The sequence below is a fragment of the Pseudomonas sp. JV245A genome (assembly GCF_032424515.1).
GTDB lineage: Bacteria > Pseudomonadota > Gammaproteobacteria > Pseudomonadales > Pseudomonadaceae > Aquipseudomonas > Aquipseudomonas protegens.
In genome coordinates this window covers 1-501 of the sequence record NZ_VYKE01000528.1, presented here as the reverse complement: position 1 = coordinate 501, position 501 = coordinate 1, and the positions used below count along the sequence as shown (strand labels likewise).

Annotated in this window: 1 pseudogene; it reads right to left on the bottom strand. The window is 66.7% G+C overall.

Going from position 1 to position 501, the window contains the following annotated elements:
* Positions 1 to 501 (bottom strand): annotated as a pseudogene (locus tag F6S12_RS32860) (CbbBc protein); the annotation flags it as partial.

Genomic DNA, 501 nt, shown 5'->3' with positions numbered 1-501 from the left:
GGTGGTGTTGTACTGGTCGTGGCTGCGCAGGGTGATCAGCCGCAGCACATCGGCGCCGTCCACTTCCTTGTCCTCATGCAGCCCGGGAAAGACGAAGAATTCGGCCTTGCCCGAGGGCGTCAGCCACTGCCGCTCGGCTGCCGCCAGGGGCATGCGGAAACCACCTGGCACGCGAATGCGGGCGTTGTAGTCGTCAAAGCCGGGCACGGTCTGTTCGATCAGGTCGCGGATCTTGTCGTAGTCGGCCACCAGCTCCAGCCAGGGCACGCGGCTGCCCGGCAGGGTGGCCCGGGCCATGCCGGCGACGATCGCCGGTTCCGACAGCAAAAACTCGGAGGCCGGCGCCAGCTTGCCGGCCGAGGCATGCACCATGGACATCGAGTCTTCGACGGTGATCGCCTGACGCAGGCCGTCCTGCATATCCAGCTCGGTACGGCCCAGGCAGGGAAAGAGGAAGGTTTCCCGGGCCACCAGCAGGTGGCTGCGGTTGAGCTTGGTGGC